Origin of the sequence: [Mycobacterium] manitobense (assembly GCF_025821665.1) — a bacterium.
Lineage (GTDB): Bacteria > Actinomycetota > Actinomycetes > Mycobacteriales > Mycobacteriaceae > Mycobacterium > Mycobacterium arseniciresistens.
Window position 1 is genome coordinate 1 of the sequence record NZ_JACKSJ010000192.1, and the last position, 23,937, is coordinate 23,937.

Below are 23,937 nucleotides of genomic sequence, written 5' to 3' on the forward strand. Positions count from 1 at the left end.
GCAGGCCAGCCGGGGCCCGCGACGGCCGCCAGCGCGCCGGCCAGCGCGAGCACCCCGGTCGCCGACAACACATCGGGTGGGACGCCGCGACGGCCGCCAGCGCGCCGGCCAGCGCGAGCACCCCGGTCGCCGACAACACATCGGGTGGGACGCGGAGCAGCGGACCGGCGGCCAGCGCGCGCACCATCCGCAACCAGCCGCGCACCACCGGCGACGGCCGCACCCCGTCATGGCGCGCCGACCAGCCCTCGTCGTCGGCGAGGTCCTCCGGCGTCATGACGCCAGCCTGCCAGGGCGCGCGATGAGCCGGCTGCGCGAGTTCGGGTCGGGGATGCGCAAGACGTTCCCGGGCAGCGACCTCGCCCTGTGGGCGGCCGGGGCCACCTACTTCGGGGTGATCGGGCTGGTCCCGCTGGCGCTGGCATCGCTGTGGGCGGTCGGCGGGCTAGTCGGCCACGACACCGTCACCGCCGCGATGGAGGACGCGATCGGCGGGCTGCCCGGCGGGCACGGGACACCCGAGGCGCTGCGCACGCTGACGTCCGTCGCGCTGTCGATGTCGTGGCTGCAGGCGCTGGTCGTGCTGTTCCCGGCCAGCCTCTACGGCGAGGGGCTGCGCCGGGCGTTCGTGCAGATGTCGGCCGCGCGGGACACGCTGACGGGCTGGCGCGGCCGGGCAGGCCTGCTCGCGGTCGCGGCGGTCGCGCCGTTCCTGGTGCTCGCCGTGCTCGCCTCCGCCCGCTACGTCGGCCCGCTGTACGCCGGTGAGGGCTGGTCGCTGGTGTGGGGTGTGGTGGTCGCGTTCCACATCGTCTGGGTCACGGTGTCGACCGCGCTGGTCGGGGTGTTCGGGCTGATCGGCCCGGGCCGGATCGGCCTGCGTGCGCTGTTGATCGGCGCGTTCAGCACCGGGGCGATCCTGGCCGGGTTCCTGCAGGGGTTCGTGCTGTTCCTGGCGATCCCGATCCCGTGGTCGGCGCCGTTCGGCGGGCTGCCGATCGTCGGCGCCGTCTCCGCGCTGGCGCTGTGGCTCTACCTTGTGCACATCCTGGTGCTCTGCGGCTTCCGGGCGACCGTGGTGCTCGACGAGTCGCTGCGTGCCGGGTGAGTCACTCGGGCCAGCCGTTGTTCAGCACGACGTCGACGAAGTCGTCGCGCACGAACGAGTCGTCGTAGCGGGCGAGCACGTCGGCGTTCATGGTGCCGAATGTCGTCTCGGGGCGGTGCCTCATCCCCTCGGTGAACGCGTGCAGGATCCGGCGCTTGAAGTCGGGGCGCGGATGAGCCGCGGTGACGGCCGCCAGCGCCTCGGCGGGCAGGTCGTCGCGGCCGATGCCCACCACGTCGGTCTCCACGCCGGCGATCACCAGCGCGGTCTCCGGGTCGAGGAATTCCGGGACGCCCGGGGTGGTGTGCAGCGCGATGCCCAGCCACACCTTGCGGGCGGCGGCCTCGTCGACGCCGTGCTGCAGCAGGAAGTCCCGTGCGGCGTTGGCGCCGTCGACCTCGAAGCGCAACCGTGAGGATGTGCGGTAGCGCTCGGTGAGCCCGAGATCGTGGAACATCGCGCCGACGTAGAGCAGTTCGAGGTCGGGTTCGAGGCCGCGGCGGCGGCCCCGCAGGGCGCCGAACAGGAACACCCGACGGGAGTGGTGGAACAACAGGTCGTCTTCGGCCTCGCGGATGACGTCGGTGGCGGCGCGAACCAGCGGGGTGTCGGGAATCTCGATGCCCGCGATGGTCGACGGGCCGGTGAGTGAATTGGTCATGCCATAAGGCTGCGCCCGGCGGACAAGATCGCGCCGTGGCACAACTGCCGTCTTGCCCACAGAAACGGACACAGGGTCACAATGAAGGAGTGGCCCAACGAGACGTCGTGCTGGTGGTGTTCGACGGGGTCAAGCTGCTGGACGCGGCGGGGCCGGCGGAGGTGTTCGCGGAGGCGAATCGCTTCGGCGCGGACTACCGGCTGCGCTTCGCCTCGGTCGACGGCCGCGACGTGACCACTTCGATCGGTACCGGACTGGCTGTGAGCGAACGACTCTCGTCGATCGAAGGAGCAGACACCGTACTGGTGGCCGGTGGCGACGGGCTGGTCGGCCGGCCCATCGATCCACGACTGGTCGACGCGGTCGGCGCGGTGGCGGGCAGGACGCGGCGGCTTGCCTCGATCTGCACCGGCGCGTTCATCCTCGCGAGAGCCGGCGTGCTCGACGGCAGGCGCGCGACCACACACTGGCGCCACACGCGCCGCCTCGCCAGGGCGTACCCGGCCGTCACCGTGGAGCCGGACGCGATCTTCGTCCAGGACGGCGACGTGTACACCTCCGCCGGGGTGTCGGCGGGCATCGACCTGGCGCTGGCGCTGGTGGAACAGGACCACGGCGGCGACCTGGTGCGGGAGGTCGCGCGATCGCTGGTGGTCTATCTCAAGCGGGCGGGTGGCCAGTCGCAGTTCTCGGTGCTGGTGGACGCCGACTCGGCGTCGACGTCGGCGCTGCGGGTGGTGACCGACGCGATCAAGGCCGACCCGGGCGGCGACCACAGCGTGACGCGGCTGGCCGCCACGGCATCGTTGAGCACGCGGCAGCTGACCCGGCTGTTCCACGCCGAGCTGGGGACGACGCCCGCACGTTACGTCGAGAGCGTCCGCGTCGACATCGGCAGGGCCGCGCTCGACGCCGGCCACAGTGTCGCCGAGAGCGCGCGGTTGGGTGGGTTCGGCAGCACGGAGACGTTCCGCCGGGTGTTCGTCGGCACCCTCGGCGTCTCCCCGAGGGCCTACCGGGACCGTTTCCGGACCGCCGAACCGGCCTGAGATCCGCCGGTGCGGGACAATCGGGGCATGCCGGTGCGAGAGCAGCCCATGGGATTGAGGGCGCGCAAGAAGATCCGGACCCGCGCCGCCATCCGGCGGGAGGCGTTCCGGCTGATCGAGGAGCAGGGTTTCGGCAACACCACCGTCGAGCAGATCGCCGACGCCGCCGACGTCTCGGCCAGCACCTTCTTCCGGTACTTCCCCACCAAAGAGGCGGTGCTGCTCTCCGACGACCAGATCGCGCCGATCATCGCGGCATTCGTCGACGCGCCGGCAGACCTCGCGCCGGTGGCCGCATACCGGCATGCGGTGAACTCGGTGTTCGGTGCGATGACGGCCGACGAGCGCGAGGACGCCGTCGCCGGCCAGCGGCTGATGTACACGGTGCCCGAGGCCCGCGGACTCGTCTACACGGTGTACGTGCGGCTCATCGGCCTGATCACCGACGCGCTGGCGCGCCGGATGGGGCCGGACACCGACGAGTTCGAGCGGCGGGTCATCGCCGGATCGATCGTCGGGGTGCTGATCGCCATCTCAGACAACCAGCCGATGCCCGACGACCCGCTCTCGCGGGGCCTGGAACTGCTCGACGCCAAGATCGACGTCGCGGCCCGCCCCTAGCCTGCCGGCCGCCCGGTCCTGGCGGGGGAGTGCGCCGCCGGGCGGAGGCCGTGGGCCAGGCCGTTGCCGGCGTGCAGTCCGGCCATGAAGTCGAGCAGTGGCCGCACTGCGCGGAATCGGTCTCTACGGACAGGTGCTTTGGACAACATCATTCGATCGTGGTCTTCGGCGCGCGCTCTCGACAGTGGCACTGACGCCACACATCGCTAACATAGTGACATGCACTCGGTGGCGGTCCTGGCCTACGACGGCATGTCGGGCTTCGAGTCCGGCATGGCCGCGGAGATCTTCGGCATGACCGAACTCTCGGAGCAGTTCTCCGCGGGCATCGCGCGGCCCTGGTACTCGATGAAGCTGTGCACCGCCACACCGGAGATCCGGATGCTGGGCGGCGCCACCGTACGGTCCCCGCACGGGCTCGACGACCTGGCCGCCGCCGACACCGTGATCATCCCGAGCGTGCGCGACGTCGCCGAACCCGCGTCGCCCGCCCTCGTCGAGGCGATCGGCGCGGCCCACGCCCGCGGCGCCCGGCTGGTGTCGATCTGCTCGGGGGCGTTCGCCCTCGCCGCGGCCGGCGTGCTGGACGGCCGCACGGCCACCACGCACTGGATCTACGTCGACCAGCTCGCGCGGCGCCATCCCGCGGTGGACGTCGATCCGGCGCCGCTCTACGTCGACGGCGGTGACGTGCTCACCAGCGCAGGCTGCGCGGCAGGCCTCGATCTCTGCCTGCACATCGTCCGAACCGACCACGGCGCGCGCGTCGCGAACGACGTGGCCCGCCGGCTGGTGATCTCGCCGCACCGGGCGGGCGGACAGGCCCAGTACATCGAGACGCCGGTGCCCGAACCGACGACCGACGGCCGCATCGCCGCCGGAATGGCCTGGGCGCTGGAGCATCTGGACACACCCATCACGCTCGACGAGCTGGCAGCCCGCTCGGCGATGTCGCGGCGCAGCTATCTGCGACAGTTCACCAAGGCGACCGGCACCACGCCGATCAGGTGGCTGATCGAGCAGCGGATCCAGGCCAGCCTGGCGCTGCTGGAATCGTCGTCGCTGTCGATCGAGCAGATCGCCGTCCGGGTGGGTTTCGAGTCCGCCGTCACCTTCCGGCACCACTTCGTCCGGCAGCTGCGGACCACGCCGAGCGACTACCGCAACGCCTTCACCGGTCGGGCGCGGTTCGACGGCGGCTCCGCCGGGTACAGCACCGTTCGCGGGAAAAGCGGCTGATCGGCGAGCCGGCACTGGCGGTTCGGCCATATTGTGATCCCCGGCGTCGTCCTCACCCGAGGACCACGTGAAGGCGGCGGAGAGGACGTGCGGTGGTCGGTGAGCACACGCCGCCGGACCCTGCGGAGGCGGCGATCTACAGCGTCGACGAGGTGGTCGGCCGTGACCTCGCCAGGGTGAACTGGGCGGCGACCCCGCTCGGTGTGCCCGACCGGTGGCCGCAGAGCCTGCTGACCGCCGTGAGCATCCTGCTGTCCTCCCGCTTCCCGATGTGGATGGCGTGGGGGCCGGAGCTGACGTTCTTCTGCAACGACGCCTACCGCCGCGACACCCTCGGCCGGAAGTACCCGTGGGCGCTGGGCCGGCCGGCCAACGAGGTCTGGTCGGAGATCTGGCCCGACATCGGCCCGCGCATCGAGCGGGTGCTGTCGACCGGCGAGGCGACCTGGGACGTCGCGCTCCTGCTGTTCCTCGAGCGGTCGGGGTACCGCGAGGAGACCTATCACACGTTCTCCTACAGTCCGCTGCGCGACGACGACGGGCATGTGGTCGGCATGCTGTGCGTGGTCAGCGAGGACACCGACCGGGTGATCGGCGAGCGGCGAATGGCCACGCTGCGGGACCTGGGCTCCGACACCAGCGTGGTGCGCTCCGAGCAGCAGATGCTCAACTTCGCGGCCCATCAGCTCGAACGCAACCTCAGCGACCTCCCGTTCGCCCTCATCTATCTGTTCGGCGACGACGGGTCGGCGCGGCTCGCGGGTGCCAGTGGGGTGCCCGCCGGGCATTCGGCGGCACCGCAGGTGCTGGCGGCCGACGGGCTCGGGGTGTGGCCGATCGACGATGCGGCCCTCGGCCGGTCGGTGATGATGGATCTGGACTCCGACTCGCTGACCCTGCCGACCGGTTCCTGGACCGAGCCACCCACCCAGGCGCTGGTGGTGCCGCTGCAGCAGCAGGGCGACGCCCCGCTGGGATTCCTGGTCGCCGCACTGAACCGGCACCGCAGGCTCGACGAGGGATACCGTGGGTTCGTCGAGCTGGTCGCCGGTCACGTGGCCGCCGGCGTCGGCAGCGCCCGCAGCTATCAGTCGCAGCAGCGGCGGGCCGAGGAACTCGCGGAGCTCGACCGGGCCAAGACGACCTTCTTCTCCAACATCAGCCACGAGTTCCGCACACCGCTGACGCTGATCCTCGGACCGGTGAACGACCTGCGCGGCCGCACCTCGGACTTCGACGACCAGACCCGCGACGAGCTGGAGCTGGTGCACCGCAACGGACTCCGGCTGGCAAAGCTGGTCAACACGCTGCTGGACTTCTCCCGCATCCAGGCCGGGCGGATGCGGGCGCACTTCGAACCGGTCGACCTCGGCGTCGTCACCGCCGAGCTGGCCAGCGTCTTCCGGTCCGCCGTCGACCGGGCCGGCCTGGCGTTCCACGTCGACTGCCCGCCGCTGAGCCAGGACGTCTACATCGACCGCGACATGTGGGAGAAGGTGGTGCTCAACCTGCTCTCCAATGCGCTGAAGTTCACCTTCGACGGCTCGATCACCGTCCGGGTTTCCGCCGGCGCCACCGGCGCGGTGATCACCGTCGCCGACACGGGCACAGGCATCCCGGAGTCCGAGATGCCGCGCCTGTTCGAACGGTTCCACCGCATCGAGAACGCCAGGGCGCGGTCCACCGAGGGCAGCGGTATCGGGCTGGCCCTGGTCAAGGAGCTCGTCGGGCTGCACGGTGGCACCATCACCGCCGAGAGCGCTGCGGGAGCGGGCACCACCTTCACCGTCGGGTTGCCGTTCGGATCGGCCCACCTGCCGGTGGCCGACCTGGTCTCGCCCGATGTGGCCCGGCCGGCCTCGGGTATCGCGGACCCGTACGTGCAGGAGGCGCTGCGGTGGCTGCCCGGCGGCGCGGAGTCGGAGGCGGCGCCTGACGGGACGGGCATGCCCGTGGCCGTCCCGCCCTCCGGTGCCCCGGCGCGCGTACTGGTGGCCGACGACAACGCCGACATGCGCGAGTACCTGACGAGCCTGCTGCAGTCGGCCGGTTACGCCGTCAGCACTGTCATGGACGGCGCTCAGGCGCTGGATGCGGTGCGGACGGATCCGCCCGACCTGCTGATCAGCGACGTCATGATGCCCCGGCTCGACGGTCTGGAACTGCTGGCCGCACTGCGTGGCGATCAGCGCACCGCCGCCCTGCCGGTGCTGCTGCTGTCGGCGCGGGCCGGCCAGGAGGCCTCCATCGAAGGTCTGCAGGCCGGCGCCGACGACTACCTCGTCAAGCCGTTCGCCGCCGCAGAACTGCTCGCCCGGGTGCGTGCGAATGTGGAGATGGCGCGGTTGCGCAACCACCACGCCGACTGGCGGTCGGCGTTGATCGACTCGCTGCAGGAGGCGTTCTTCGTCTGCGACGAGAACGGCGCCTTCGTCGAGGTGAACTCGGCGTTCGCCGACATCCTCGGCTACGGGCCCGACGGGCTGCCCTACGAACCCGTCCAGCCGTGGTGGCCCGACGCCGACTCCGATCCGGAGGCACACCGGCAGAGCGCCGAGGTCCTCGAGGCACTGCTGAGCCGGACGCACGGCAACTACAAGATCCCGGTGAACCACCGCGACGGGCACCGGTTGTGGATCACCGTGAGCTTCAACCGGGCCGAGGACCCCGACAGCGGCCGCCGGGTCATGGTCGGCACGATCCGCGACGTCACCGCCGAGCACTACGCGGTGCAGCGCGAGACCGCCCTGGCCGCGTTGAATCAGGAACTGTCTCAGGTGGACACGTTCGATCAGGCGATCCGCGCGGCGGCCGAGGTGCTGCGCGGCGTCTGGCACGCCCGCCGGGTGCTCGCCCTGATCTTCCCGGCACGGCGCGAGGTTCGCGAGACCGCGGGCCCGCCGGCCCTGGTGTGCGCGGGTGAGCCGGCCGAGTGGATGGAACTGCCTGCGACGCATCGCAATTCGATCCTCGCACTCTGTGAGGGGGAGACGCTGAACATCAGCACGTCAGAACCCGGCACCGTCGGTATCGCGCTCCGCAATCCCCGTGGCCTGCTGGTCGTCTGGATCGAGCTGTCCGAGGACCGGCCGTTCACCCCGCAGGACCACACCCTGCTGACGGTGCTCGCCGGCCGGCTCTCGCAGGGGCTGCAGCGCGTGCATCAGTTCGACACCCAGCGCGAGACCGCGCTGGCCCTGCAGCACGCGATGCTCGGCCCGTCCCGGCTGCCCGGCGGCTTCACCGTGCGCTATCACCCCGCCAGCAGTCCGCTGCAGGTCGGCGGCGACTGGTATGACGTGGTCAACCTCGACGACGGCCGGGTGGCGATGATCGTCGGCGACTGCGTGGGGCACGGCCTCGCGGCCGCCACGGTGATGGGACAGCTGCGCAGCGCCTGCCGGGCACTGCTGCTCGACGAGCCGAGCCCGGCGGCGGCGCTGACGAAACTGGACCGCTTCGCCGCGAGGCTGCCCGGCGCCAGGTGCACCACCGCGTTCTGCGCGGTGCTCGACGCCGGCACCGGTGAACTGGTGTACTCCAGCGCCGGCCACCCGCCGCCCGTCATGGCTCTGGCCGACGGCGAGCTCGCGATCCTCGACGACGGGCGGGGCTTCCCGCTCGCGGTGCGCCCCGGACAGCCCCGCCCGGAGGCGCGCCGGACGATACCGGCGCGCGCCACCCTGCTGCTCTACACCGACGGCCTGGTCGAACGGCGCCGGGTGTCGCTGGATCAGGGCATCGCCCGCGCCGCAGAGGTGGTGCAGGAGGGGCGCCCGGCGCCGCTGGAGGAACTGGCCGACGAGATCATGGACCGGCTCACCCCGGTCGACGGCTACCAGGACGACGTCGCGCTGCTGCTGTACCGGCAGCCCGGTCCATTGGAGATGGAGTTCCCGGCCGAGGTGGGCCAACTCGCGCACACCCGCACCGCGATGCGCGAGTGGCTGGATCGCGCCGGGGTGGCGCCGGAGCAGGCGTACGACACGCTCATCGCTACCGGCGAGGCCGTGGCCAACGCGATCGAACACGGCCACCGCGACCGGCCGGAGGGCACCGTGACGCTGAGTGCGACGGTGCTCGCCGACCGGCTGAGGGTGCGCGTGGTCGACACCGGCGCGTGGCGGCCGCCGCGGGCGGTCGCCGATGTCAGCCGGGGCCGGGGCATCACCCTGATGAAGGGGTTGATGGACGATTTCGCGATCGACAGCGACGGCGCAGGCACCACCGTTAATCTGTCGACGAGGATCATGTGATGGCCACCCCACTGAGTCTGGACACCCAGCGGATCGACGGCACCGTCGTGCTCACCGCGGCCGGGGAGATCGACCTGAGCAATGTCGAGGAGTTCAGCCAGGGGCTCAGCGGCGCCGCGCAGACCGCCGGTGCGGGCGCGGTGACCGTCGACCTCAGCGCCGTCCGCTACGTCGACAGCGCCGCCATCAACGCGCTGTTCACCATCGCCGATGTGGCGGACCGGCTGCGGCTGATCGTCCATCCCCTGCTGATGAGGGTGCTCGACATCAGCGGGCTGACCCAGCTCGCCACCGTCGAGGCCGCCCGCCTCGACGGCGCGGTGTGACGACCGCGATATTGTTAGGGCACTAACTAAGCGCGTACGATTTAGTTGTGCCCCGATCCACCACCGCGGAGATCGATCCGCTCGCCCTCGAGCAGCAGGTGTGCTTCGCGCTCGCGGTGACCAACCGGGCCGTGCTCGGGGTGTACCGGCCGCTGCTGGAACCCCTGGGGCTGACCCACCCGCAGTACCTGGTGATGCTCGCGCTGTGGGATTACCGCAAGACGGCGACCGCGAACGACCCGCCGCTGTCGGTGAAGCAGATCGCCTCGGCGCTGCAACTGGATTCGGCCACGCTGTCGCCGATGCTCAAGCGGCTGGAGGCGCTCGGCTTCATCACCCGCACCCGCAGCGCCGCCGATGAGCGGTCCACCCACATCGCACTGACCGACGCGGGCGCCGCCCTGCGTGACCGTGCACTGGAGATCCCCCCTGCCGTCGTCGCGCGGCTCGGAGTCGACCTCGCCGAACTCGAGGAACTGCGCCGGGTGCTCACCCGGATCAACGCCGCCGCGGTCGCCGCCGGCGCCCTCACCACCTGACCACCCCCGATCAGCAGGAGCCACCATGGCCACCAAACCCTCACTGTGGCAGCGGATTCCCTACGCCTACGGCCGCCGCCTGCCGGATGCGATGCATGCCTGGGTCGCCGAGGACCTGGCAGGCCAGGGCGCGGTGCGCCGGCACATGATCCGGATGGCGATACCGCCGTTCCTGGTGCTGGCACCGTTCTGGCTTCTGCCCACGTCGTTCTACGTCCGGCTGGAGATGACCGCCCCGATCTTCATCTGGGCCGTGCTGATGTCGCTCGCGCTGAACAAGGTCTGGCGACGGCACCGGCTGGCGCAGCACGGGATCGACCCGAACCTGGTCGACCAGCTCAAGCGGCGCAGGGACGCGCACATCCACGAGGACTACGCCCGCCGGTTCGGGCCACGCCCGGAGGACGCGAAGTGGCAGTCCAACAGCAGTCCGTTCTGACCGCTACGGGCCGTAGCCGCGCAGCACATCGGCCTGCCTGCGCAACCGCGCGGCGGCGTCCTGCCGGCCCAGCGCGTCGTACCCGTCGGCCTCGGTGAGGAATCCGTCGACGTGCGCCCGCAGCACCGCACGGACGTCGTCCGAGGACAGGCTGCGGCGCGCGACCTCCGTCGTACCCGCGTCGTAGGCGGCGGGGTCCACCGCCTCCGCGTCGTCGATCGCCGCGATGGCCGTGCGCAGCGCCGAGACCACCTCGGTGTCCTTCGCCCGCAGCGCCGCCGCCAGTGCCCGGCGGAGGTGGGTGCGCATGGCCTGCGCAGGAGGAAGAACCGCGCTCACCGTCCGACGTCCTGGGCGAGGGCACTGATCAGGGTGATCAGTTTCGCAGCGTCGTCCGGGTCGCCGGCGACGATGACCGTCAGCCGCTCCCGCGGCTCGTCGTAGGACGTCTGCACGTGCAGCGGGCGTCGTCCCGGCCCGGTGTTCGCCGCGGCGACGACGTGCGTGCTGATCCGGTCCATGAGGCGGCGGTCGGCCGCGTCGACATGGATGACCGCCGACACGTCGACGCGCGGCGCCGACGGGGCCGGGCGGTCGTCGCCGCCCGCGCCGCCGGTGAACTCGCGGAGGTCCTTGGCGGTGATGCGGTACTGCTTGCCGATCCGCACCGCGGGCAGGCGGCCGTCACGCACGTACCCGCGGACCGTGCGGACGTGCAGTCCGAGCATGGCGGCGACGTCGTCGGGTGAGTACATCGTCGAGCTCATGAACGCAAGCTACCGTAAACATCCCCAATATGAATCCTTATAGGGATGTTTACGGCTGATTGGCGCCAGCGGCCAGCGTCCATAACTCCGATTAGGCTGCAGGCGAGATGTTCATCGTCATCCTGACCGCCGTCCTCGGCCTGATGCATCTGTACCTGTGGAAGCGGCTGATCAGGGACACCACCCGGCCGGGACTGGTGCGGTGGGTGCTGACGGCCGACCTGGTCATCTGCGCCCTGCTGCTGGTCGCCGTCCTAATGGTGCCGCGGACACTCGGCGTGACGAGCCTCGGCTGGCTCGCGTGGCCGGGTTACGTGTGGTTCGGCCTCGCCGCGTATCTCTTCCTGGCGTCGCTGGCCCTCGAACCCGTCCGCCTCCTGCTCCGTGGCTGGGTTCGGCGTGGCACGGCGCCAGTCGCCGAAGCCGCCGAGCCCGCCGCCCCCGTCGCCCCCGTCGCCGAATCCGCCGAAGCCGCCGAGCCGTCGTCGCCGGTGAACCGCAGGCTCTTCCTCGCGAGGGCCGGCGCCGCCGCGGCAGGAGCGGCGTCGGTGAGCCTGGTCGGCTACGGCGCCACCCGGGCACTCGGCCCGCCGGACGTCCTGGCCGTGCCGGTGCGCCTGCGCCGCCTCGACCCCGCATTCACCGGCTTCCGGATCGCGGTGGTGTCCGACATCCACCTCGGCCCGCTGGCCGGCCGCCGCCACACCGAACGCATCGTCGAGACGATCAACGGGGCCGAGCCGGATCTGGTGGCGATCGTGGGCGACCTGGTGGACGGCAGCGTCGCCGAACTCGGCGCGGCCGCCGAACCGCTGCGCGATCTGGCATCGCGCGAGGGCACGTTCTTCGTGACCGGCAACCACGAGTACTTCGTCGACGAGCCGGCGCAGTGGCTGACCGAGCTGGACCGGCTCGGCGTGAACGTGCTGCGCAACGAGAACACCCCGATCCGCAGGGGCGCGGCGGCCTTCGACCTGGCCGGGATTAACGACCTCGCCGGTGAATCGCGGTCCGACCCGCCGAACTTCGACCGGGCACTCGCCGGCGTCGGTCCTTCCCGGCCGACGGTGCTGCTCGCCCACCAGCCGATCATGGTGAGCGAGGCCGCGGCACGCGGGGTGGACCTGCAGCTGTCGGGGCACACGCACGGCGGGCAGATGTGGCCGTTCCACTACGTGGTGCAGCTCGTGCAACCCTCGCTGGCCGGGCTGTCCACCGTCGACGACACCCAGCTGTACGTCACGCGCGGCGCCGGGTTCTGGGGGCCACCGGTCAGGGTCGGCGCGCCGCCGGATGTCACGGTGCTTTCGCTGAGTCCACAGGGCTGACAAGACGTCACACTTCTTGCACCGCATTCCGGTCCGCGGCGCTGAGCGACCGCCTAGCATGCATCGATGCCATCAACGACGACGCGGCCGGGAATCTGCCGGATCTGCTCCGCGCACTGCGGGGTGCTCGCGACGGTCACCGACGGCCGGCTCACCAAGGTCACCGGCGATCCGGACAACCCGATGTTCAAGGGTTACAGCTGCGCCAAGGGCCGGGCGCTGCCCGAGATCCACAACAATCCCGCCCGACTGCTGCACAGCCAGAGGCGCACGCCCGACGGTGCATACGAGCCGGTCGAGTCCGGCGTCGCGATGGACGAGATCGCCGCCACGTTGCAGGCGCTGATCGAGGCGCACGGACCGCGCTCGGTGGCGCTGTACCTGGGGACGAACGGGCTGCCCTACCCCGCCTCGGCGCTCATGGGCAACGCGTTCATCCGGGCGATCGAATCACCGATGTTCTTCACCGCCAACACCATCGACCAACCCGGCAAACAGATCGCGCTGGCCGCCCACGGCCACTGGCTCGGCGGCGACGTCGACTTCGGCGAGGCCGACACCTGGCTGCTGATCGGCACGAACCCGTTGGTGTCCAAAGCGATCGGCATCCCGGGCCAGAACCCGGCGCAGAACCTCAAGGCCGCCGTCGGCCGTGGCATGAAGCTCATCGTCATCGACCCGCGCCGCTCGCAGACGGCCGCACGGGCGGCGATCCACATCCAGCCCCGCCCGGGCACCGACGCGGTGATCGTCGCGGGCATCATCAACATCGTCATCGGTGAGAAGCTCTGCGACTGGGACTTTCTCGCCGAGAACGTCGACGGATTCGAGGCGCTGGCCGAGGCGGTGTCCGGGTTCACCCCGGCCTACGTCGCCGACCGCGCTGACATCCCGGAGCAGCAACTCCTCGACGCCGCGCGGATGTTCGCGACGTACGGCACGCGCGGCGGAATGGTCAACGCGGGCACCGGCGCAAACTTCGCGATGCACGGCAGTGTGCTCGAGTACCTGTGCCTGTGTCTGACGACGATCTGCGGGCGCTGGCAGCGGGCCGGCGAGCGGGTGACCCGGCCGAACACCCTGCTGCCCGCCTTCACCGCCAAGGCGCAGCCGCACCCGCCCTACGAGGGCTGGGGATACGGCGAGCGGCTGCGGGTGCGCGGGCTGACCGACACCGTGGCGGGGATGCCGACGGCCGCGCTTGCCGACGAGATCCTGCTCGACGGCGAGGGTCAGGTCAAGGCGCTGATCTGCATCGGCGGCAATCCGATGGCGGCGTGGCCGGATCAGCGAAAGACCCTGCGGGCGTTGGAGAACCTCGACCTGCTCGTCACGCTGGACACGGAGATGTCGTTGACGTCGCGGCTGGCCGACTACGTCATCGCTCCGCGCATGCAGATGGAGACGCCGGCGATGACGATGGGCAGCGAGCTCATCAAGTACTACGCCAGCGGGACCGGCATCCCGGCGGCCTACGGGCAGTACGTGCCGAGGCTGATCGAACCGCCCGCCGGCTCGGATCTGATCGAGGAGTGGCAGTTCTTCCTCGGACTGGCCCAGCGGATGGGGCTGGAGATGTGGTTCGTGAACTTCTTCGGGGGCGGCGGCGGCAGGTTCATGGAGTCGCCGCCGATCGTGCTGAACATGAACGGCGACACCCGGCTGACCACCGAGGAGCTGTTCGAGCAGATGTGCGCGACGTCGCGTATCCCGTTCGACGAGGTACGCAGCCATCCGCACGGGAAGATCTTCGACGTCGATGCGGTGGTGGAGCCCCGGGACGCCGACTGCACCGCGAAGCTCGACGTCGGTAACGGCCGGCTGCTCGCCGAACTCGTCGCGATCCGGACCGACGAGTACGTTGCGGCGCAGCAGGACCCGGCCTTCCCGTTCCGGCTCATCCCCCGGCGGCACGGCAACTTCATGAACTCGTCGGGCACGAATCTCGCCGCCCTGCACCGCGGCAAGCCCTACAACCCGACCTACATGCATCCGGACGCGATGGCGGCGCTCGGACTGCAGACCGGGGCGCTGGTCACCGTGACGTCGCCGCACGACAGCATCCCGAGCGTCGTCGAGGCCGACGACTCGCTGCGCCCTGACGTCGTCGCGATGCATCACGCCTTCGGCGGATTGCCCGCCGAGGACGACGAGGTCCGCGACCGCGGAAGCAATGTCGGCCGCCTGGTGCCCACCGACGTGGAGTACGACCCGATCACCGGCCTGCCTCGCCAGGGCGACATCCCGGTCAGCGTGACGCCACGAATCGAAGCCGCCGTCTGACGGTCCTGTCAGGCAACGCGTTTCATCGTCACCGGTTTCGCGCGTCTGCCGGGTGGTGGTGGCGCGGTGGAGTGATAGGTGGCGCCGGTGGGGGTGGTGAATATGGCGGTGTGGGTGCCGTCGCGCTGGTTGGTGCTGACCTGCCACCCGGGTGATTCCTTGTCGTAATTGCATCGCGCGCATTCGCCGAGGCCGTTGACCGCGCTGGTGGGTCCGCCTTTGTGGTGGGGGTGGGCGTGGTCGTGGTGGCGGATGGGAGCGTCGCAATAGGGGGTGCGGCAGGTCTGGTCGCGCAGATCGATGAAGGCGGCGAGGCCTTTGGGGAAGCAGCGGGACCGGGACTCCATCGCCACCAGCGCGCCGGTGCGGGGATGGGTGTAGAGCCGGCGGATGGTGGCCACCGAAGCGGCGTCGTGGACCATGCGGCGGGCGATCTCGGCCGGGATGGGGCCGTAGCCGTGCAGGTGAGCGGGTTCGGTGTCCCCGGCGAGCAGTGTCTCATCGGAGATCGCCATGTTCACCGCGATGGGGATCGGCTGTTCGGCCGGCCGGCCGGTGACGCGTTCGACGAGGGTGTCGGCCATGACCTGGCCGCGGGAGCGGTCGTCGAAAGTGGTGTCGGCGGCCTTCTTCAGCGCCGCGTAAATCGCGACGCCTTGGGCGACGGGCAGCAGTGCGGTCACGTAGGTCGTGGTGTCGGGGGCGGGGCGGATGGTGACGGTGCGTTCGGTGACCGCCTTGGTGGCCCGGTCGACCACTGCGCGGGCATCCAACCGGTAGGCGATCTTCTTGGCGTCGGCTTCGATCCGTGCGTCGCCGAGACCATCGAGGGCGCGGACATCCCCGCACATCTCGTAGTCGAGTGTGCGGCGGTCCTCGACGGACAGGCAGGCTGATTCGCGGACGATGAGGGTGGCGCGCCACTCGGTGAGCGCCCCGCACTCCAATGCGGCCAAGGTGTGGGGCATCTCGTAGACCAGTGCCCGGGCGAATCCGAGGTGTCGCCCTCCCTGGTTGGGTGATGCCCGCCGCGCGAGGGCCACTTCCGGCCAGGCCCCGGCAACGCTTGGCGGCGGGCACTCCGGCGGCGGCTTCAGCGCAGCGTCGCAACCGGTCCAGTTCTGCGGCCACCCTCGCCTGTCCGGCCGCCGCGGCGGCTTTCGCCGTTTCGAGTTCGGTCAGGCGTGAAATCAACCGCGCTTCGTCGGCGTCGGGAGGCACGGTGGCCAGATCCTCGAACATGCGTTCGATCATACGGACACCGACCGACGATCCGACCGTTTGTCCACAGCGCATATCGGTGGCCTAACGATTGCGTCATCCTTCGATGTCAGCCCTCGCGCGGCGGGAGTCGACGTGGTCTGGTGGACGGTGATGACCGCTACCCGTTCCATGTTGCGCCGCCCGGCCCTGGCCGGAGCGGCGGTCCTCGCGCTGGTGTTCGCCGGCGCCGACCAGCTGGCGACGGCGGCGCCGTCCTCCGACGCGCAGGGCTTCGTGGACTCCACCGCGCGGTGCTCCGCACCCGACACGGCCGTCGCCTTCGGCCGGACGGACAGCTCGCGGGTCGCGATCTGCGAGAGCCCGGACGGTGAACTCGAATACCGCGGCGTGCGGGTGCGCGACGGCGCCAAGCTGATCCTGTCCGCGACCCGGTCGGGCGACGACTTCGTCGCCGAGAGCGGCGACGCCGCCTACACCGTCTCGCCGTCGGCCTTGATGGTCAGCATCGAGGAGAAGATCGTCCGCGACGAGCCGATGGTGGAGTACCACGGACCGGACTCGGCCGAAGCCGAGTCCTCGCCCACCCCGTCGAAGCCGCTGCCCCCGCCACTGCCCGCCGAGGTCGGCGGCGGCAGCTAGCCCCACGGCCGTCGCCGCGCCCTGACGCGCACGTCGATCTTGAATTAGGTGCTCACTGTCCGCCGCGCGCGACCTATAGTCGTCTGGGCAACTCGTGTGGGGGTGAGAGCGTGAACAGCGAACCGCAGGATCAAGGGACTCCGGGACCGGATCCCGCCGGTCAGGGTGGCTCGGGCGCGGACCCGACGCCGCCCACCGTCGGCTCCGCGGCCGGTCAGCCGCCCGAGGTTCCGCCGCCGCCGCCCACCCGCGGTGTCATCCGGACGCAGGAGCCGGGCATGACGCGGCCCCGCCAGCCGACCGTCGCCGAGGCCCGCGCCCGCGACAAGGCGAAGAAGGCCCGCGAGGCGGCGGAGCGGTTCGCCGCCGAGCAGGCCGAGAAGCAGGCCGAGAAGGCCCGCAAACGCCGCAAGGCGCTGATGGGCACCGCGGCGGTGGTCGGCGTGGTCGGCGTCGTCGCCCTCGGCTACACCCTGCTCAGCGACGACGACGAAGAGGTCGCCGCAAGCTGCGTGCGCGACGGCAGCAACGAGGTGGTGCCCGACAGCTACTGCAGCTCCGGCAGCAGCTCCGGGTCGGGCGGCGTGTTCATCTACGCGGGCTCGCCCTACCGGTACTACTACGGCGGCTCCAACCGCGGCGTCGGCACCATCGCCTCCGGCGGCACCCTCGAATTGCCCAAGGGCACCTCGGCGAAGACCAAGTCCGGCACCTCCATCAAGCGCGGCGGCTTCGGCTCCTCGTCCAGTTACGGCAGTTCGGGCAGCTGAATGCGACGTGAACGACGCGCTCCCCGGCCGGACTGGGAGCAGATCGTCGCCGCCCAGGGAATGTGCTTCGGCACCCCTGCCCGCCTCGCCGACGGCAGCGCGCGTCCGTACTGGGACGAATCGGTGCACTACGTCTTCGACATGGACGAGGTGCTGTCGATCGAGGCGAGCGTCGAGGTGTTGCACTCGATGTGCCTCAACGCCGTCGAGCACGTGGTGCTCACCGAGCGATTCGCCGACTTCGGTCTGCCCGACTGGAGCTGGGAGCCCATCGCGGCGTCGTGGCGGCGCAGCGATCCGCACCTCTACGGCCGCTTCGATCTGCGCTACGACGGCAGGCGCCCGCCCGTGCTGCTGGAGTACAACGCCGACACCCCCACCAGCCTGCTCGAAGCCGCAATCCTGCAGTGGCACTGGAAGACCGACGTCTACCCCGAAGACGACCAGTGGAACTCGCTGCACGAGAAGCTGGTCGAACGGTGGGGTGAGATCCGGCCTCAATTGAGCGGCGCCGAAACGCATTTCACGTGGTCGTCGGCCGACGAGAGCGGTGAGGACAACGTCACCCTGGCCTACATCCAGGAGTGCGCGGCCGAAGCGGGCCTGCACACCGTCGCGCTGGCCATCGAGCAGATCGGCTTCGACGAGGAGCTCAACCGTTTCGTCGACCTCGAGGAAGCGCCCATCTCGTCGCTGTTCAAGCTCTACCCGTGGGAGTGGGTGCTCGACGACGACTTCGGTCGCCGCGTCGTCGAACTGCTGCCCGAGACGATGTGGGTCGAGCCGCTGTGGAAGACGCTGCTGAGCAACAAGGCGATCCTGGCGGTGCTGTGGGAGATGAACCCCGGGCATCCGAACCTGCTGCCCGCCTACCTCGACAACCCGCACGAACTCACCGAGTACGTCCGCAAGCCCAAACTCGGCCGTGAGGGCGCCAACATCACCATCGTCGGGCCCGGCTTCGAGACCCAGACCGGCGGGGTCTACGGCGAGGAGGGCTTCGTGTACCAGCTGCTCGACCCGCTGCCCGAGTTCGACGGCATGCGTCCCTGCCTGGGGACGTGGATCGTGGGCGACGAATCGGCCGGGCTGGGCATCCGTGAGACCGCAGGCCTGATCACCGACGACGGCGCAGCCTTTGTGCCACACCGCATTCCACTATGACCCGAGGAGAAACCATGTTGCTGGCCGCCGAGCTCGAGCCCGGATACTGGTCGATCGTCGGCCACGGCGTCGCGGCGATCGCGCTCTACACGATCGTCGGCATCGCCCTGATGGTGCTGGGCTTCTTCATCATCGACTGGACCACCCCCGGTCCGCTGCGCACGCTGGTGCAGGCCGGCAGGCCCAACGCCGCGGTGATCGCCGGCTCGGGCGCGCTGTCCATGGCGCTGATCGTGGTGCTGGCCATCTTCAGCTCTTCCGGCGACCTCATCGAGGGGCTGCTGCGGACATTGGTCTTCGGCCTGGTCGGGCTTGCCGCGCAGGCGATTTCGGTGCGGCTGATCCATCTGGGCACCGGGATCGACATCGGCGACGTGCTGGCGGCCGAGGTGTACGTGCCGCAGGTGTGGGTGGTCGCGGCGTCCTACTTCGCGTTCGGCATCATCATCGCTGCGGCGATTCTGTAGCCGGCTCACCTTCCGACGGGTTCGGATCCGGCGGCTTCTCCGCCGCCGGTTCCGATCTCGGGTCGAAGTGCACGCTGACCCGTTGAAAACCCTTCACCCGTTCAGCTTTCGCCTTACGGGTGTAGGTGCGCCGGTCCGCCGAGGTCAGGTCGACGGCGTCGGTGAACGGGGTGAGCAGCGCCCGTGGGTACAGCCGGTCGACAAGCACCACGTTGATCTGCGCGCACATCACCAGGCTGACCGAGAGCAGGTAGAGGAACGCCAACAGCCCCAACACCAGGGCGAACACACTGTTGGTGGCGCTGGACCTCGCCACCACGCTCCCGACATAGCCGGTGCCGAACGACTGCAGCAGCTGCCACAGCACCGCGGCGGTCAGCGCGCCGGGCAGCACCTGGCGGTAGGTCACGTGCCGGGCCGTGGTGACCCGGAACGCCACCAGACAGATGAACGCGTTGATCACGACGGCCGTCACGATCAGGCCGGCCCTGCCCCACCAGCCCAGGGTCTCGGTGGCCCGGCCCGCGGCGGACAACACGGTCGCGGTGATGGCCGCCGTCCCGAGTACGAGCAACAGCAGCAGGCTGCGCAGCCGCGAGCGAATCGGGTCGGGCCGGTTGTTGCGCGGCACCGCCCACACCGTGTCCATCGCGTTCTGCACGGCCTGCCCCACGCCGAGCCCGCCGTAGAGGGCGCCCGCGATGCCGATCACCACGGCCACCGCGCCGCCGCTGAGTTCCTCGGGTGTCTGCAGCTGACTGCCGATCACCGGCAGCTGGCCGATCGCGGACTGCACCACCTGCTGCTGCAGATCGGGCTGTCCCACCAGCAGCACGCCCACTGCCGTGGTGAGCAACAGCAGCAGCGGGAACATCGACACGAACGCGTAGTAGGTGATCAGCGCGGCGAGGTAGCCACCCTGGTCGTCGATGTACTTGTAGATCACCGCGATCACGAAACCGACAGCGCGGTTGCGCTGCTGCAGTCTGTCGAGCCAGCCCACCATGTACGGACTCCCTGACGTGCGGATGGCCGGTTGCTGCGGTCGGAACTACCCGTTATCGCGGCTGTCCAAGCGCCCGGCCCGCCAGTGCCGGAACCCCCGGTGCGCGGCGAACGCGCCGGCGACGGCCGTCACGCACCAGACGGCGATGGCCGCGTAGACCAGCGGCGAGGACAGGTCACCGATCGAGGCGCCGAGCGAGGTGTAGACGAACGCCCGCGGCACCGACCCGATCAGCGCACCCACGGCCATCTGCCACAGCGGCACCCCGAACGCGCCGAAGGCGTAGGAGGCCAGCGCGTCGGAGATGCCGGGGACGAAGCGCTGGCCGACCACGGCCCACAGCCCGTGCCGTGCGATCTGCGCCTCGATGCGTTCGGCGCGAACCGGTCCGAGCAGTCCCATCGCGCTGTCGCGGCCCGCCCGCCGGCCGAGAAGGCTGGTGATGATCGCCGTGCCGACAGTCGCCCCCAGCGTGACGAACAGGCCGAGCACCGGGCCGAACAGCGCGCCGCTGCCCGCGGCGAGCAGCGTCCCCGGCACGAACACCGCGCCGAGCACCGCGGAGACCACCACGTAGGTCAACGGTGCGACCGGGCCGGTCGCGGCCACCGCCTGCCGCACCGCCTCGACGTCGACCACCCGTGTCACCGCGACGACGTAGAACAGCGTCAGCAGCAGCGCGGCGAAGATCGCCAGCCGCAGGATGTGCCTGCGCCGGTCCGGTGCGGCGGCGCCGTCGTCGGCAGCGGAGTCGGTCATGTCACCCGCGATCCTGCCGCACCGGCGTTCAGATGCTGAGCTGCCGGTAGCGCTGCAGCCTGCGCAGCCCGGCCGCGGACACCGCCCCCTCGGCCGGGCGCAGTGCGTTCGCCATCTGCGCCCGCACCTCGTCGGTGTCGAACGACGTGCCGATCGCCACCAGACCGTTCACCGCGGGCGCCCGGTCGGCGGTGCTGACGTGGATCGACGTGCCGACGACGTTCACCACGTAGCCGCGGGTGCGGGCCCGGTAGCGGACGGCGACCGTGCCCTTGAGCCGGTACACCCCGGCGGGCCGCTGCTCGAGCAGGTCGACCAGCGCGCCGGGGTCGACACCTCCGCTGCCGGTCACCGTCACCGAGTCGGCGTGCACGTGGTGGTGCTGGTCTTCGATCAGCAACTCCCGGAAGGACAACTGCCCCACGGGTTCACCCGCGCCCGCCGAGTCGTACAACAGCGCGGGATCGATCCGGCCGCCCACCGCGCCGACGATGTGGGCGTCGGGGTTGCGCTCGCGGACCCGCGCCTCGATCCGCTCCAGCGCGGCGCCACGGCCGTCGCCGGGGATCCGGTCGAGCTTGTTGACCACCACCAGTGACGCCGCGCCGTAGCGGGCCGGCGCACTGCCGCCGCGGTCGACGGTGTCGAAATGCATTGCGGCGTCGATGACGTCGACGATGCCGCCCGGCCGCACATTGTCGACGCCGCTGAACCGGATGATCCGCGAGATGGCGACCGGGTCGGCCAGGCCGCTGGCCTCGACGATGATCGCGTCGAGATTCAGCTTCGGATCGGCCAGCTTCTCCAGCGCGACGTCGAGCGCCCCGTCGTCGGGCAGGCAGCAGATGCAGCCGCCCGCGATCGACGCCGGCTCGTCGACCTGCCCGGTGACCAGTGCGGCGTCGACGTTGAGTTCACCGAAATCGTTGATCACCACGCCGATCCGGGCATCCGGGGCCCGCAGCACATGGTTGAGCAGCGTGGTCTTCCCCGCGCCGAGGTAACCGGTCAGCGCGATGACGGGGACCGCCCGCACCGGCGGTCAGGCGTCCTGGGCGGGCCGCGGCGCAGACTTCTTGAACCGCGGTGCGAGCTGGACGAACTCGGGGACGACGGTCGGGTTCGCGTACGCCGCGGCGATGAGTGTGAGCAGGGTGTCGGCCACATCGTCGAGGGCGGACATCCTGGCGGGCAGCTGACCGTCCTGGACCCAGGACTGGAACAGCTGGGCCAGCAGGTCGCGGTCCGCGCCGCGCAGGATCTCGGTGTCCTCGGTCGGGCCGATGCCGACCCGGATGACCGACAGGTCGGGATGCTCGCCGCGCCAGGACCGCAGGATCTCGTCGAGCGCGGCCTTGCTGGCGCTGTAGGCGGCGACCCCGGCCCGCGGCCTGCCGACGTTGTGGTCGGACGCGATGAGCACGACGCCGTTCTCCGACAGCTGGGGCAGCGCGGCCCGCAGCACGTTGCTCGCGCCGACGGTGTTGACGGTGAACGCGTGGATCCAGGTGGCCACGTCGGTGTCCTCGACGAAGGCGAACGGGATGACGGTGCTGGTGAACACGACCGCGTCCAGGCCGCCGAGGGCGTCGGCCGCGCCGGTCACCACCGCGGTGATGGCCGCCGGATCGGCCACGTCGAGCTCGAATGCCAGGCCGCTCACCGACTCGGCCAGTTCGGTGAGCAGGTCGATGCGGCGGGCCGCGACCGCCACCCGGGCGCCGTGCCTGCCGGCGCCGGTGGCGACGGCGTGGCCGATCCCCGAAGACGCCCCGACGACGAGAAGGCGCAGACCCGCGACGTCGGCATGGGGAGCGTTCATTTAGGCAAGCCTTTCGTAAGGATCAGTCCATGGAACCAGTGCCGCGCGAGGAAGGGCAAACCGCTACCCGGCGAGGCGGTCCTGGAACGCCGCCCGGTAGCTGCGCGGCGACACCCCGGCCAGCCTGCGGAACTGCTCGCGGAAGTTCGCGGGTGACGTGAACCCGACCCGCCTGCCGATCGACTCGACTCCCAGGTCGGACGTCTCGAGCAGTTCCTGGGCGTGCCGGACCCGGACGCCGGTGACCCACTGCATCGGCGTCTGGCCGGTCTCGGCCTGGAACCGGCGGTTGAGCGTCCGCACACTCATCGCCGCGCGCGCGGCGATCTCGCCGAGGCTCAGCTCGCGGTGTGCCTCGGTCTCGATCCAGGCCAGCACGGCGTCGAATTCGTGGCGGACGCCGTTGGCCGGCAGCGGCACCCGGTTGCGGACGATGAACTGCGCCTGGCCGCCACTGCGGTGCAGCGGCGCCACGGACAGCCTGGCGGCGTCGGCGGCGATGGCGGCGCCGTGGTCGCGCGCCACGATGTGCAGGCACAGGTCGATGCCCGCGGACGCGCCCGCCGAGGTGAGGATCTGGCCGTCGTCGACGTAGAGCACGTCGGGGTCGAGCTGCACGTCGGGGAAGGCGGTCCGGAACGCCGCGGTGCAGATCCAGTGGGTGGTCGCGCGGCGCCCGGCGAGCAGTCCGGTGGCGGCCAGGGTGAAGGCGCCGGTGCAGATCGAGACGATCCGGGCGCCGCGGGAGTACGCCGCGCGCAGTGCGATCACCAGCGCAGCGGGCGGCGCCGCCGTCAGGTCGCGGCGGCCGGGAACGACGATGGTGTCGGCCTCGGCCAGCGCGTCGAGGCCGCGGTCGGTGGCGATTCGGAAGGGACCGGCGCTGACGACGGGTTCGCTGCCGCACACCACGACGCGGTAGCCGGGTCCGCCCGAGGCGAGGGTGACCCAGCCGAACACCTCGACCGGCGTGCTGAGGTCGAACGCGATGGTGTCGGGCAGTGCCACCACCGCCACGGTGTGCGCCGGGCTATTCACCGAACATCTCCCGTCGCACCACCGCGGCCAGCGCGTCGCGCAGCGCATCGGGAACGCCCAGCGCTCGGTCGCAGTCGGCCGCCGCGGCGGCGGCGACCGAGAGCAGGTGCCTGCCGTGCGGGGTGAGCCGCGGGTAGGACGCCCGGCCGCGGCTCTCGATCACGACGGCGCCTGCGTCGGCGAGCTGGATCATGGTGGCCTGCATGCTCTGCGGGGTGATCCGCGCCCGGCGGGCGAGGTCGCTGTAGGACAGCTCCGGCGAATGCGACAGGTGGCCCAGCGCGCCGAGGTGCCGCAGCGTCAACCCGTGGTCGGCCAGCGCGTCCTCGAGGCGGCGCTGCGCGGCGCGGCCTGCGCCGATGAGCAGCATGGTGGTGCTGTCGATCAGGGGAGTCCGGGTCACCCCGTCACTATAAGGCAGACTGTAAGTCG

General features: G+C 70.8%; 24 protein-coding genes and 1 pseudogene. 14 read left to right on the forward strand and 11 right to left on the reverse strand.

Features of this window, described 5'->3' with window-relative positions:
• On the reverse strand, positions 1-277 hold a 277-nt coding region (locus tag H7I41_RS22390), incomplete at its 3' end, for a hypothetical protein (protein ID WP_264014823.1).
• A gap of 24 nt (positions 278-301) precedes the next feature.
• Here H7I41_RS22390 and H7I41_RS22395 point away from each other — a divergent pair.
• Positions 302-1,108 carry a YhjD/YihY/BrkB family envelope integrity protein gene (locus H7I41_RS22395; RefSeq protein ID WP_264014824.1) on the forward strand — a complete coding sequence of 269 codons (807 nt, stop codon included), beginning with the start codon at positions 302-304 and terminating at the stop codon, positions 1,106-1,108.
• Position 1,109: 1 nt separating this feature from the next.
• On the opposite strand, the gene H7I41_RS22400 is transcribed toward H7I41_RS22395, so the two are convergent.
• On the reverse strand, positions 1,110-1,769 hold the full coding sequence (locus H7I41_RS22400) for an HD domain-containing protein (protein ID WP_264014825.1): 660 nt from the start codon (positions 1,767-1,769) through the stop codon (positions 1,110-1,112).
• An 89-nt stretch (positions 1,770-1,858) separates the two neighbouring features.
• On the opposite strand from H7I41_RS22400, the gene H7I41_RS22405 reads away from it, so the two are divergent.
• From H7I41_RS22405 to H7I41_RS22435, 7 genes are all read left to right on the forward strand, one after another.
• Positions 1,859-2,818 carry a GlxA family transcriptional regulator gene (locus H7I41_RS22405; protein ID WP_264014826.1) on the forward strand — a complete coding sequence of 320 codons (960 nt, stop codon included), beginning with the start codon at positions 1,859-1,861 and terminating at the stop codon, positions 2,816-2,818.
• Between the two features lie 27 nt (positions 2,819-2,845).
• Positions 2,846-3,439 (forward strand): TetR family transcriptional regulator, encoded by a 594-nt coding sequence (locus H7I41_RS22410; RefSeq protein WP_264014827.1) that lies wholly within the window; start codon positions 2,846-2,848, stop codon positions 3,437-3,439.
• Between the two features lie 219 nt (positions 3,440-3,658).
• Complete coding sequence (locus H7I41_RS22415; protein WP_264014828.1) at positions 3,659-4,678, forward strand: helix-turn-helix domain-containing protein; 1,020 nt, start codon at positions 3,659-3,661, stop codon at positions 4,676-4,678.
• 92 nt (positions 4,679-4,770) lie between these two features.
• Positions 4,771-8,934 (forward strand): SpoIIE family protein phosphatase, encoded by a 4,164-nt coding sequence (locus H7I41_RS22420; RefSeq protein WP_264014829.1) that lies wholly within the window; start codon positions 4,771-4,773, stop codon positions 8,932-8,934.
• On the forward strand, positions 8,934-9,260 hold the full coding sequence (locus H7I41_RS22425; RefSeq protein WP_264014830.1) for an STAS domain-containing protein: 327 nt from the start codon (positions 8,934-8,936) through the stop codon (positions 9,258-9,260). Before H7I41_RS22420 ends, H7I41_RS22425 begins: the two co-directional genes overlap by 1 nt.
• Positions 9,261-9,307: 47 nt before the next feature.
• On the forward strand, positions 9,308-9,799 hold the full coding sequence (locus H7I41_RS22430) for a MarR family winged helix-turn-helix transcriptional regulator (RefSeq protein ID WP_264014831.1): 492 nt from the start codon (positions 9,308-9,310) through the stop codon (positions 9,797-9,799).
• 25 nt (positions 9,800-9,824) lie between these two features.
• Entirely contained in the window at positions 9,825-10,238 is a 414-nt protein-coding gene (locus H7I41_RS22435) for a DUF5313 domain-containing protein (RefSeq protein WP_264014832.1), read from the forward strand.
• Positions 10,239-10,241: 3 nt separating this feature from the next.
• Here H7I41_RS22435 and H7I41_RS22440 read toward each other — a convergent pair whose 3' ends face one another.
• Complete coding sequence (locus tag H7I41_RS22440) at positions 10,242-10,577, reverse strand: GatB/YqeY domain-containing protein (protein WP_264014833.1); 336 nt, start codon at positions 10,575-10,577, stop codon at positions 10,242-10,244.
• On the reverse strand, positions 10,574-11,005 hold the full coding sequence (locus H7I41_RS22445; RefSeq protein WP_264014834.1) for a helix-turn-helix domain-containing protein: 432 nt from the start codon (positions 11,003-11,005) through the stop codon (positions 10,574-10,576). The genes H7I41_RS22440 and H7I41_RS22445 overlap by 4 nt, the downstream gene beginning before the upstream one ends.
• A 107-nt stretch (positions 11,006-11,112) precedes the next feature.
• On the opposite strand from H7I41_RS22445, the gene H7I41_RS22450 reads away from it, so the two are divergent.
• Together H7I41_RS22450 and H7I41_RS22455 are read left to right on the forward strand one after the other, a co-directional pair.
• Positions 11,113-12,333 carry a metallophosphoesterase gene (locus tag H7I41_RS22450; protein WP_264014835.1) on the forward strand — a complete coding sequence of 407 codons (1,221 nt, stop codon included), beginning with the start codon at positions 11,113-11,115 and terminating at the stop codon, positions 12,331-12,333.
• Positions 12,334-12,399: 66 nt separating this feature from the next.
• On the forward strand, positions 12,400-14,616 hold the full coding sequence (locus H7I41_RS22455) for a molybdopterin-containing oxidoreductase family protein (protein WP_264014836.1): 2,217 nt from the start codon (positions 12,400-12,402) through the stop codon (positions 14,614-14,616).
• 8 nt (positions 14,617-14,624) lie between these two features.
• Here the strand turns inward: H7I41_RS22455 and H7I41_RS22460 are convergent.
• Positions 14,625-15,858, reverse strand: a pseudogene (locus tag H7I41_RS22460) (13E12 repeat family protein).
• A gap of 132 nt (positions 15,859-15,990) precedes the next feature.
• On the opposite strand from H7I41_RS22460, the gene H7I41_RS22465 reads away from it, so the two are divergent.
• The 4 genes from H7I41_RS22465 to H7I41_RS22480 all read left to right on the forward strand — a co-directional run bounded on the left by H7I41_RS22465 (position 15,991) and on the right by H7I41_RS22480 (position 18,880).
• Positions 15,991-16,479 (forward strand): hypothetical protein, encoded by a 489-nt coding sequence (locus tag H7I41_RS22465; protein WP_264014837.1) that lies wholly within the window; start codon positions 15,991-15,993, stop codon positions 16,477-16,479.
• A 257-nt stretch (positions 16,480-16,736) separates the two neighbouring features.
• Positions 16,737-17,249, forward strand: coding sequence for a hypothetical protein (locus tag H7I41_RS22470; protein ID WP_308214653.1), 513 nt, complete (start codon positions 16,737-16,739; stop codon positions 17,247-17,249).
• Positions 17,250-18,413 carry a glutathionylspermidine synthase family protein gene (locus H7I41_RS22475; protein ID WP_264014839.1) on the forward strand — a complete coding sequence of 388 codons (1,164 nt, stop codon included), beginning with the start codon at positions 17,250-17,252 and terminating at the stop codon, positions 18,411-18,413. It abuts the gene before it with no gap.
• A 14-nt stretch (positions 18,414-18,427) separates the two neighbouring features.
• Positions 18,428-18,880: a DUF350 domain-containing protein gene (locus H7I41_RS22480; protein ID WP_264014840.1), complete on the forward strand. Its 453-nt coding sequence runs from the start codon at positions 18,428-18,430 to the stop codon at positions 18,878-18,880.
• Here the strand turns inward: H7I41_RS22480 and H7I41_RS22485 are convergent.
• The 6 genes from H7I41_RS22485 to H7I41_RS22510 all read right to left on the reverse strand — a co-directional run bounded on the left by H7I41_RS22485 (position 18,858) and on the right by H7I41_RS22510 (position 23,908).
• Positions 18,858-19,886 (reverse strand): YihY/virulence factor BrkB family protein, encoded by a 1,029-nt coding sequence (locus tag H7I41_RS22485; protein ID WP_264014841.1) that lies wholly within the window; start codon positions 19,884-19,886, stop codon positions 18,858-18,860. The two genes, H7I41_RS22480 and H7I41_RS22485, sit on opposite strands and share 23 nt — an antisense overlap.
• A gap of 45 nt (positions 19,887-19,931) precedes the next feature.
• Entirely contained in the window at positions 19,932-20,645 is a 714-nt protein-coding gene (locus H7I41_RS22490; RefSeq protein ID WP_264014842.1) for a TVP38/TMEM64 family protein, read from the reverse strand.
• Positions 20,646-20,673: 28 nt separating this feature from the next.
• Entirely contained in the window at positions 20,674-21,681 is a 1,008-nt protein-coding gene (locus H7I41_RS22495) for a CobW family GTP-binding protein (RefSeq protein WP_264014843.1), read from the reverse strand.
• Between the two features lie 6 nt (positions 21,682-21,687).
• Entirely contained in the window at positions 21,688-22,467 is a 780-nt protein-coding gene (locus H7I41_RS22500) for an SDR family oxidoreductase (RefSeq protein WP_264014844.1), read from the reverse strand.
• Between the two features lie 63 nt (positions 22,468-22,530).
• Positions 22,531-23,505 carry a GlxA family transcriptional regulator gene (locus tag H7I41_RS22505; RefSeq protein ID WP_264014845.1) on the reverse strand — a complete coding sequence of 325 codons (975 nt, stop codon included), beginning with the start codon at positions 23,503-23,505 and terminating at the stop codon, positions 22,531-22,533.
• The gene (locus tag H7I41_RS22510; protein ID WP_264014846.1) at positions 23,498-23,908 is read right to left on the reverse strand and encodes a MarR family winged helix-turn-helix transcriptional regulator; all 411 of its coding nucleotides are present in this window, start codon (positions 23,906-23,908) and stop codon (positions 23,498-23,500) included. Before H7I41_RS22510 ends, H7I41_RS22505 begins: the two co-directional genes overlap by 8 nt.
• Between the last annotated feature and the right edge of the window lie 29 nt (positions 23,909-23,937).

What these genes read in the sequence shown, in the direction of transcription:
- H7I41_RS22395 (WP_264014824.1), top strand. Translation starts at nt 302, where the DNA reads ATGAGCCGGCTGCGCGAGTTCGGGTCGGGGATGCGCAAGACGTTCCCG.
- H7I41_RS22400 (WP_264014825.1), bottom strand. Translation starts at nt 1,769, where the DNA reads ATGACCAATTCACTCACCGGCCCGTCGACCATCGCGGGCATCGAGATT.
- H7I41_RS22410 (WP_264014827.1), top strand. Translation starts at nt 2,846, where the DNA reads ATGCCGGTGCGAGAGCAGCCCATGGGATTGAGGGCGCGCAAGAAGATC.
- H7I41_RS22415 (WP_264014828.1), top strand. Translation starts at nt 3,659, where the DNA reads ATGCACTCGGTGGCGGTCCTGGCCTACGACGGCATGTCGGGCTTCGAG.
- H7I41_RS22425 (WP_264014830.1), top strand. Translation starts at nt 8,934, where the DNA reads ATGGCCACCCCACTGAGTCTGGACACCCAGCGGATCGACGGCACCGTC.
- H7I41_RS22435 (WP_264014832.1), top strand. Translation starts at nt 9,825, where the DNA reads ATGGCCACCAAACCCTCACTGTGGCAGCGGATTCCCTACGCCTACGGC.
- H7I41_RS22445 (WP_264014834.1), bottom strand. Translation starts at nt 11,005, where the DNA reads ATGAGCTCGACGATGTACTCACCCGACGACGTCGCCGCCATGCTCGGA.
- H7I41_RS22450 (WP_264014835.1), top strand. Translation starts at nt 11,113, where the DNA reads ATGTTCATCGTCATCCTGACCGCCGTCCTCGGCCTGATGCATCTGTAC.
- H7I41_RS22455 (WP_264014836.1), top strand. Translation starts at nt 12,400, where the DNA reads ATGCCATCAACGACGACGCGGCCGGGAATCTGCCGGATCTGCTCCGCG.
- H7I41_RS22465 (WP_264014837.1), top strand. Translation starts at nt 15,991, where the DNA reads ATGACCGCTACCCGTTCCATGTTGCGCCGCCCGGCCCTGGCCGGAGCG.
- H7I41_RS22475 (WP_264014839.1), top strand. Translation starts at nt 17,250, where the DNA reads ATGCGACGTGAACGACGCGCTCCCCGGCCGGACTGGGAGCAGATCGTC.
- H7I41_RS22480 (WP_264014840.1), top strand. Translation starts at nt 18,428, where the DNA reads ATGTTGCTGGCCGCCGAGCTCGAGCCCGGATACTGGTCGATCGTCGGC.
- H7I41_RS22485 (WP_264014841.1), bottom strand. Translation starts at nt 19,886, where the DNA reads ATGGTGGGCTGGCTCGACAGACTGCAGCAGCGCAACCGCGCTGTCGGT.
- H7I41_RS22490 (WP_264014842.1), bottom strand. Translation starts at nt 20,645, where the DNA reads ATGACCGACTCCGCTGCCGACGACGGCGCCGCCGCACCGGACCGGCGC.
- H7I41_RS22500 (WP_264014844.1), bottom strand. Translation starts at nt 22,467, where the DNA reads ATGAACGCTCCCCATGCCGACGTCGCGGGTCTGCGCCTTCTCGTCGTC.